Origin of the sequence: Shewanella hafniensis (assembly GCF_019655335.1) — a bacterium.
Classification (GTDB): Bacteria; Pseudomonadota; Gammaproteobacteria; order Enterobacterales; family Shewanellaceae; genus Shewanella; species Shewanella hafniensis.
The window spans coordinates 24,203-33,145 of record NZ_BPFD01000052.1; the positions used below are offsets into that span (position 1 = coordinate 24,203).

At 45.8% G+C, this 8,943-nt stretch carries 9 protein-coding genes and 1 pseudogene; 4 read left to right on the forward strand and 6 right to left on the reverse strand.

The window, feature by feature from the left end:
- Position 1 precedes the first annotated feature (1 nt).
- Positions 2 to 2,566 (reverse strand): arsenate respiratory reductase molybdopterin-containing subunit ArrA, encoded by a 2,565-nt coding sequence (gene arrA / locus K5Q99_RS14815; protein WP_220777294.1) that lies wholly within the window; start codon positions 2,564 to 2,566, stop codon positions 2 to 4.
- 365 nt (positions 2,567 to 2,931) lie between these two features.
- Between arrA and arsD the strand changes: the two genes are divergently transcribed.
- The 4 genes from arsD to arsC all read left to right on the forward strand — a co-directional run bounded on the left by arsD (position 2,932) and on the right by arsC (position 6,957).
- On the forward strand, positions 2,932 to 3,294 hold the full coding sequence (gene arsD / locus K5Q99_RS14820) for an arsenite efflux transporter metallochaperone ArsD (RefSeq protein WP_220777295.1): 363 nt from the start codon (positions 2,932 to 2,934) through the stop codon (positions 3,292 to 3,294).
- Positions 3,295 to 3,328: 34 nt separating this feature from the next.
- Positions 3,329 to 5,101: an arsenical pump-driving ATPase gene (gene arsA / locus K5Q99_RS14825; RefSeq protein WP_220777296.1), complete on the forward strand. Its 1,773-nt coding sequence runs from the start codon at positions 3,329 to 3,331 to the stop codon at positions 5,099 to 5,101.
- A gap of 50 nt (positions 5,102 to 5,151) precedes the next feature.
- Positions 5,152 to 6,435 carry an arsenic transporter gene (locus K5Q99_RS14830; protein ID WP_220777297.1) on the forward strand — a complete coding sequence of 428 codons (1,284 nt, stop codon included), beginning with the start codon at positions 5,152 to 5,154 and terminating at the stop codon, positions 6,433 to 6,435.
- A gap of 78 nt (positions 6,436 to 6,513) precedes the next feature.
- On the forward strand, positions 6,514 to 6,957 hold the full coding sequence (gene arsC / locus K5Q99_RS14835; protein WP_428848596.1) for an arsenate reductase (glutaredoxin): 444 nt from the start codon (positions 6,514 to 6,516) through the stop codon (positions 6,955 to 6,957).
- 83 nt (positions 6,958 to 7,040) lie between these two features.
- Here arsC and K5Q99_RS14840 read toward each other — a convergent pair whose 3' ends face one another.
- From K5Q99_RS14840 to K5Q99_RS14855, 5 genes and pseudogenes are all read right to left on the reverse strand, one after another.
- The gene (locus K5Q99_RS14840) at positions 7,041 to 7,544 is read right to left on the reverse strand and encodes an urease accessory protein UreH domain-containing protein (protein WP_246604498.1); all 504 of its coding nucleotides are present in this window, start codon (positions 7,542 to 7,544) and stop codon (positions 7,041 to 7,043) included.
- 52 nt (positions 7,545 to 7,596) lie between these two features.
- Positions 7,597 to 7,752, reverse strand: a pseudogene (locus K5Q99_RS22530) (aromatic aminobenezylarsenical efflux permease ArsG family transporter); the annotation flags it as partial.
- The gene (locus K5Q99_RS14845) at positions 7,745 to 8,278 is read right to left on the reverse strand and encodes a nitrophenyl compound nitroreductase subunit ArsF family protein (protein ID WP_220777298.1); all 534 of its coding nucleotides are present in this window, start codon (positions 8,276 to 8,278) and stop codon (positions 7,745 to 7,747) included. The gene K5Q99_RS14845 and the pseudogene K5Q99_RS22530, both read right to left, overlap by 8 nt.
- A gap of 18 nt (positions 8,279 to 8,296) precedes the next feature.
- On the reverse strand, positions 8,297 to 8,539 hold the full coding sequence (locus K5Q99_RS14850) for a thioredoxin family protein (RefSeq protein ID WP_220777299.1): 243 nt from the start codon (positions 8,537 to 8,539) through the stop codon (positions 8,297 to 8,299).
- 60 nt (positions 8,540 to 8,599) lie between these two features.
- Positions 8,600 to 8,943 (reverse strand): ArsR/SmtB family transcription factor (locus K5Q99_RS14855; protein ID WP_246604500.1); only part of this gene is annotated, 344 nt, incomplete at its 5' end.

Genomic DNA, 8,943 nt, shown 5'->3' on the forward strand with positions numbered 1-8,943 from the left:
CTCACACTTTCTCAACACGAACACGGATATGACCATAGAATGCCGATGCACCACTTAAGCGATCGTATCTGTCTGCAATCAAATCATTATTTGCCCCACCTTTGGGTGTTACACCAAACTTGGTACTGGCGTAACGACCATAGGCCCAATGCCCTTGTCCAAAACATTTAGCGATAGTGCCAGGACGGACACCTTCCCATAGCTTCGCTTTACAAAGTAACGAACCCACAGGGCTGGTGAGGCGGATGTCATCACCGTCTTTGAGGCCAAATTTTTTGCCGTCTATCGGGTTAAATTTAGCCACATCTTCATTCACTTCATCACCAGGGTTAACATCGTTAAACTCATAGGTCCACGGGGTGTTTGCTGAACGACCTTCTTTAGCTAGACGCGATTTTTGGTCTACCAATAACAAAGGGAATTCTGCTTCATCACCAAAGCGATAGGGCTCTTCATAATGGGGAATAAAGGCTAAATGGCCACGAGCTTGGTAGTCACATGCTTTCATCACCTCATCTATACTGACTTTGTGTTTATCAGCATGGCTTTGCAGCGCCTTTTCCAAGGTTTTGCTATAAAACTCAAACTTAGTGGTTTCCGTTTTGAACTTACCCCAGCGAGACTCAAGCTTATAGGGAGAGCTATTCCATACGCCTTTTTGCACAAACTCATCCCATGAATTGAGTTTGTCGCCGTATTTAGACGCATCTTCTTTCCACAGTGGTGCGGTAAGATATCTAACCATTAATTTGGCGAATTCAACTTCATTCGCAGCAGGTTTACCTGTTTCCGGGTCAAGAATTTGCTCATTGATATAACGCCATGGTGCATCGAATCCTTTATCAGCCAGTTTTTTAGCCAGCATATAAGGGATTTCTGATTCATCAATACGGCTATCCCACAAACGCTTGATTGACGGTTGTTGAATAGATACCTGATGAACACCATTACCGATAGCATCCAACACGCCCCATTTTTCAAACATATGGTGGCTAGAAGGCAATAACACATCAGCAAACCAACTGAATTCAGACACGTTAGTGGTCACATGGGCCATAAAGTCCACTTTGCTTAAAGCTTCATCCCAACGTTTTCCTTCGGGATTGGAGAAGTTGAAGTTATTAAAATAAGCTAACATCACCTTTATTTCATAAGGATCAGCAGCAAGTATGCCATTAGGAACATTAGCCGTGATCACTCCGCCACCGGATTTGCCTTTTGCTAGAGCAGGAAATTCTAATCGCCCTCGCTGATCAATTTTCTCTTTTTTGACACCTTTAGCCGCAATCTCATCCATATAGGCTTTTGCCTCTGGATACTCTTTTAGGAGTGGCGTTTTGTTACCTGGGAATAAACCCCCTTTACTATCGATACCACCAAACAAACCATTTAACGCGTGGCAAGAAATCGAGGTATAGGTGCCTCGTGCTTGCATCACTGCACCACGGGAAGTCCATACTTGTACCGCAGGCGCTGCGGCTCCCATATCTTTAGCAATGGCAACAATGGTTTTAGGGTCTATACCGGTAATTTTGCTTGCCCACTCTGGCGTATAGTCTTTAAGGGCTTGGTTCCACCATTCCACTAAACCGTAGGTATGGGTTTCTTTAAAGCTCTCTACACCGACGGTTTTACCCGCTTTAAACAGGTTTTTACCCTCAATAAAATCACCAACAAAAGGCTTATGCCATACACCTTCAACCAAGGCGACATGGGCAATGGCTAGGGCCAGCACACTGTCTTGACCAGGTTCAATCGGGATCCATTTATGGGCTTTCGCCGCAGATGCAGACAGCCTTGGGTCAACGACCACTACTTTAGCGTGATCGAGTGCATCACCCCATGTCTGCGAATAAAACGACACTTGACGATTACTCGCGATAGGGTCAGCACCAAATGACAGGATAAATTTGGCATTCTTAACGTCGTATTGGTTATATCCCCAGTTACCATCTAGATAATAAGGCCCCATTTTATGGGCTTCAGCGCACACTGAGCTATGGGAAATATTATTGGGTGAACCAATAAGGTTGGTCATCTTTTTATAGAGTAAATCATTGATATGTGAGTATCGGCCACGAAGGAGCGCATATTTATGTGGCTCATTAGCAACACGTAAAGCCATGATTTTATCCGCTAACATATCCAGTGCTTTATCCCAAGTAATGGGGACAAATTTAGGATCTTGATCGCGGCCCTTTTTAGGATTAGTTCGCATCATTGGCGTACGCAATCTATCGGGATCGTAAACTTGCTGAAGACTTAAGTGCTGACGAGGACAACTGGACATACCATGCACGCCAGAGTTTGGATTACCCCGCACTTTTAATGCGCGGCCATCCATTACATAAATCTGTTTAGCACACCATGAAGTACAGCCTTGGCAGGTTGTAGCTAACCACTCTCCAGTGCCCGTTCTACGCAGAGGTGCTGGTAATTCGGCGGCTATACCCTCTAGGATAGGCGTAAAGGATAAGGTTCCGCCAATGCCAGTAAGTACAGTACCTGCCGCTGTTGACTTGAGCAGCTGGCGCCTTCCCAAGTTGAATTGTTTATCTTTGTTCATTTTCCACACTCCTATAAGGGTATGGGATTGAATATATATCTTTTGGAGTATATAACTGCGATTTAGATCAATTTATATACATACAATCTTTACTTAAATTTACAATTTTGAAACACAATTTAAAAAAACACAAAAACGTGACTTTAATCACACACAGTAGCTTAAATCAGTATTTTTCATATATATCAGTGATTAACCCCAAGTGTTAACTTGTGAATCTTCTCAGGATGTTTGACTCTCTTTTTTTGTAGCGTATAGTACATATGAAATTTCATATGTACTAAAACCTAAAGTGGTTTTAAGGCATCTATTCTTACTCCACCGCCTCCACTTTCAAACCTGAATCCATTTCATGAGGAAAAGTTATGACTCATTTTTCAATCTTCGATCCCGCTTTATGTTGCAGCTCTGGTGTATGTGGCACTGACGTTGACCAAGCACTCGTTACCTTTGCCGCCGATTGCCAATGGCTGAAACAGCAAGGCATTAGCGTAGATCGCTTTAACTTATCCCAACAGCCTATGGCCTTTGTCGAAAATGCTCTCGTAAAACGCTTTTTAGAAACCTCAGGCGCAGAGTCTCTACCGCTTATCCTCCTCAATGGTGAAATGGCATTGGCAGGCCGTTATCCGAATCGGCAGGAACTGGCCCGTTGGGCGAAGATCGATATCGCAGAACCTGCGAAAAATACCGCTCCTTGTTGCAGTGGCAAAACTTCTTGCTGTTAGTCAACTCAGGTTTGAAAATACTAAGGATAATCTAATGAAATTTATTCAGAATCCGCCCGCATTCCTCTTCTTTACCGGTAAAGGTGGTGTTGGTAAGACATCGTTATCCTGCGCGACAGCAATTACCTTAGCTGACAGTGGTAAGCGGGTGTTATTGGTTAGTACTGATCCCGCATCCAATGTGGGCCAAGTTTTCGGGCAAACCATAGGTAATAAACTCACGCCAATAGACAGCGTTACGAGACTAACGGCACTGGAAATTGATCCTCAAGCCGCCGCAGAGCAATACCGCGCCCGTATTGTGGATCCCGTCAAAGGCCTATTGCCGCCAGATGTAGTTCGCAGTATTGAAGAACAACTCTCAGGTGCCTGTACCACTGAAATTGCCGCCTTTGATGAATTCACCGGTTTACTAACCGATGCATCTTTACAGCAGGATTTCGATCATATTATTTTTGATACCGCGCCAACGGGACATACCATTCGCTTACTGCAACTCCCCGGCGCTTGGAGCAGTTTTATCGAGACTAACCCCGAGGGCGCTTCCTGCCTTGGCCCATTAGCGGGCCTCGAAAAACAAGCAGAGCGTTACGCGCAGGCCTTAACGGTACTGGCCGATCCCGACAAAACTCGCTTGATCTTAGTGGCACGCCCACAGCAATCCACCCTGATAGAAGTGGAGCGCACTCACCAAGAGTTGCGCCAAGTGGGCCTTAAGAATCAATATCTGGTGATTAACGGCGTATTGCCCGAAGGCGCGGCACTCAATGATCCCCTTGCCTTTGCACTTTATCAGCGTGAACAAGCCGTGCTCGCCAATTTATCCCCCATTCTCGCGGCATTACCTCACGAAACGCTGACACTTCAATCGATGAACCTAGTCGGCGTTACGCCGTTACGCCAACTCTTTATGCCTGCAGGAGACACAAATTTACCCGCAATGGATGAGCAAGGCCAATGTAAGCAAGACAATCTGCCCCAAGTGCCTACACTGGATAGTTTAATCAGTGAAATTGCGCAGCAGGACCATGGCCTTATCATGCTCATGGGCAAAGGTGGTGTCGGTAAAACTACGCTGGCCGCCGCCATTGCGGTCAGATTGGCAGAGCTTGGCTTAGATGTGCATTTAACCACCTCAGATCCTGCCGCGCATTTAGAACAAACGCTGCATGGTCAATTAGCGAATTTGCAGGTGAGCCGAATCGATCCCGTCGACGTCACCACTCGCTACCGTGAACAGGTGTTAGCGACTAAGGGCAAAGCGTTAGATGCCCAAGGTAAAGCCTTGTTAGAAGAGGATTTACGTTCACCTTGCACTGAAGAAATTGCCGTATTCCAAGCCTTTTCACGCATTATCCGCGAGGCGGGGAAACGCTTTGTCGTCATGGATACCGCGCCAACGGGGCATACCTTATTGCTGCTTGACGCTACTGGCGCCTACCACCGTGAAGTCGCCAAACGTATGGGAGAAACCACTCACTATTCGACGCCTATGATGCAATTGCAGGACAAAGCGCGCACTAAGGTGTTATTGGTCACGCTGCCCGAAACCACCCCGGTACTCGAAGCCGCTAATTTGCAGGAAGATTTACGCCGCGCAGGGATTGAACCTTGGGCATGGCTTATCAATAATAGCCTCGCCGTTGCCAGAACGACTTCGCCATTACTAAAAGTGCGCGCTCGCCATGAACTGGCACAAATTGAAAAAGTGCAAGAGGACTTAGCCTCACGCTTGGCATTAATCCCATTGCAGCAAGAAGAACCCATTGGTATTACGCGATTAAGCCAACTGGCTAAACAGCATTAATAGCTTATTTTATGTTTAGGGGTAGAGAGTCTACCCTTTTAGGAGTTTATATGTGGTTAGCTGGGGCAATTTTTGTTCTCGCCATAGTGTTAGTGATTTGGCAACCTAAGGGATTAGGCATAGGTTGGAGTGCCACTTTGGGCGCCGTCTTAGCCTTACTACTGGGTGTGGTCCACTTAGGGGATATTCCTGTGGTATGGAATATTGTCTGGAACGCGACCGCCACCTTTATTGCCGTGATCATCATCAGTTTATTATTAGATGAGTCGGGATTTTTCGAATGGGCCGCGCTACATGTGGCCCGTTGGGGCAAAGGTCGTGGCCGTTTACTCTTTACTTACATAGTGTTACTCGGCGCTACTGTTGCCGCATTGTTCGCCAATGATGGCGCGGCGCTGATCCTCACCCCGATCGTAATTGCGATGTTACTGGCTCTGGGCTTTAGCGCCGGAGCAACCTTAGCCTTTGTGATGGCGGCGGGTTTTATTGCCGATACCGCGAGTTTGCCGTTAATTGTCTCTAACCTAGTCAATATTGTTTCAGCCGACTTCTTCAACATAGGCTTTAACGAATACGCTTCTGTGATGGTGCCCGTCGATATTGCGGCTATCGTTGCCACCTTAGTCATGCTGCATCTGTTTTTTCGCAAAGATATCCCCGCGACCTACGACCTTAAAAAACTGCGTGAACCTAAGGCCGCCATTCGCGACCTCAACACCTTTAAAACCGGTTGGGGAGTTTTAGTCCTACTCTTAGTCGGCTTTTTTGGCTTAGAACCGCTCGGTGTGCCCGTGAGTTTAGTGGCTGCCGTGGGTGCCCTGATCCTGTTTGTTGTCGCGAAAAAAGGCCATGCCCTAGATACCACTAAGGTACTGCGCGGCGCGCCATGGCAGATAGTGGTCTTTTCACTCGGCATGTATTTGGTGGTGTATGGTCTTCGCAACGCAGGCTTAACCGATTACCTATCGAGCGTATTAAATAGCTTGGCAGAACAAGGGCTTTGGGCTGCCACTATGGGCACGGGCTTCTTGGTCGCGTTTTTATCCTCCATCATGAACAACATGCCAACGGTGTTAATTGGCGCCCTCTCGATAGACGGTAGCAATGCCACCGGCGTGATTAAAGAAGCCATGATTTACGCTAACGTGATTGGTAGCGATTTAGGTCCTAAAATCACCCCCATCGGCAGTTTAGCAACCCTGCTATGGCTGCATGTACTGGCGCAGAAAAATATTAATATTACCTGGGGTTATTATTTCCGCGTCGGCATAGTAATGACGCTACCTGTGCTATTTGTCACCCTAGCGGCACTGGCGCTGCGCCTCTCCGTCTAATCTTCGTCCATGGGCACTAGAGCATCTGTTTAGTGCCTATGGATAAATTGATAAACGATTATTTATCAGAGACATGTTATGACTAATATGATTGATGACAGCATTAAGATTTACCACAATCCAGCCTGTGGCACCTCGCGTAACACCTTAGGCCTTATCCGTAACACTGGAGTTGAGCCGACCGTTATCCTCTACCTTGATACCCCGCCGAGCCGTCAAACCTTACAGCAATTGATTACCGATATGGGCATTTCGGTGCGCAGTTTACTGCGGCAAAATGTCGAGCCCTTTGAAACGTTAGGTTTAAGCGAAGATAAATTTAGCGACAGCGAATTAATCAATTTTATGCTCGAACACCCAATCCTAATTAATCGCCCTATCGTCGTTACGCCATTAGGCACGTGCCTGTGCCGTCCCTCTGAACGTGTATTGGATATTTTACCTAAACCCCAACTGGGCGCTTTTAGCAAGGAAGACGGTGAAGTGGTTATTGATGCCAATAGGCAGAGAGTAAAAAAATAGTTAGATTTTCAAAACAAGCCCTGGCCTCGGGTAATCTCATACCTCGAGGCCTGATTTACAAAGATGCAATACGGTTATAGCCTTTAATTTTCGACAATAAATGGACTGAAAATATTAACCCAAGCGTAATAACCACCGATGAGGATAAACACTAGGCCAGTGATTTTTCTGGCCCAATGCTCAAACGCCAATATGTGGTTATAAGCTTTCGCAACGCGATTGGCGCTAATTCCTAATAGGATCGCAAAGACAAAAACCGGTAGACCAGTGGCTAAGCCATAAATCGCTGGCAGGGCAATATTCGATTGTGACTCTAGTGCAAGCGGTAGCAGCGAACCAAAGAAGAGAGCGGCAGAAGTCGGACAAAATGACAACGCAAATAAAATTCCCAGTAGTAAAGCGCCTACATATCCTTGTGGATTAATTTTGGCTTTTAACTTCTCGAATAAGACACCACTACCTGGTAAGCGTATTGTCAGTAACTCCAGTAAAAACATTCCCACCAATATTAAGATAGGCCCGAGTAACAGGTTCATGTATTTCTGGAGCAGCACTGATACCGTCACCGTAGAGAGTAAACTTTCCACGAGTACGATACCGAGTACCAAGTACCAAGTAACTGAGCATGCGTCCAATAGTGTAGGCAAGCCCAGTAGCAAATACTCGATATGGGGATTGTATGCCTTTACTGATATAAGAAATTGCCGCTACATTAGTCGCTAATGGGCACGGACTGATAGAAGTTAAAATGCCAAACCAAAAGGCCGACAACATCATGACGGCCCACTCATCCATGTGTGGGTACCTTGGAGGATGGCACTTCGAGGGCTTGATTCGTCTTAGTTTGATTAACCATAGCGTTAATCTCTTCAGTCAAGTATTGGCTGAATGCCAGCTCGTTATTGGCCAGCTCCCACACACGGTCTAACCGTCGCCAATCTGTGTCCACGCCATTGTAGGTGTTAGCAATCACCACGGTACGAAATACCAACTGATAATCATCGATGTAATGCTGGTTTTCAGGCAAATCGACATTCACCAAATTTAACTGCATTTCACCATCGCGCACTTGCTTGAGAAACTGATTCATCACAGTAGATTGGGTAAATTTTTCCATGCGGACACAGGTTGTACAGCGCTGATTACCATGAAAATAATAAATATTCAGCCCATCTTTTAATTGAGGTGACACACTGGCAGCGATATCCGCATTGTTAGTATTAGCAGCGGTTATCGTGCCAAATTGCTGATACCCCACCAACCCTAAGCCTACACAAACCACAATGAGCAGTAGGTAGCGGACATTTTTTTTAGCGTTCATGCCGACTCCTTAATGCCATTAGGCTGTATGGGCTTTAAGCAAGGTCATGAGCTCATCTACACTGGCAAGCCGTCCCGTCAACTTTATTTGCTCGTCGACCACCAACGCCGGTGTCGACATCACGTTGTAGGCCATAATTTGTTCAATATCAGTGACTTTAGTTAGCTGATAATCAAGATTAAGTGCCTGCGCCGCGGCATTAGTAGCCTCAGCCAATTTTTGACACTTTGTACAACCCGTACCGAGAATTTTAATATCCATAATTTAGCCTTATTTGGTTACTTTGTTATTTTGCCATTTAACCAAATGATAAGTCTGAAACTACTCAATTAATGCGATCTGCTTCTGAATTTGTTGATCTAATAAACCATCAATGCAATGTAACGATGTCAGTAAGCATGGCATGGTGAGACGATAAAAAATCTGCTTACCTCGTTTTTCCATATCCACAATTCCAGCATGGCGCAAAACGGATAAGTGCTTAGAAATTGTCGAAAAATCGACATCGACGCCCTCAACAAACTCACAAACACATTTCTCACCCTGTGCAAGTTGCTCAACCATCCACAATCGCGTTGGATGACCGAGAGCCTTGAAAATATTGGCTTTTAATATAATTCGTTGTTTCATGTTATGAAAGTCCACAGATGTTGAACGATTGGATC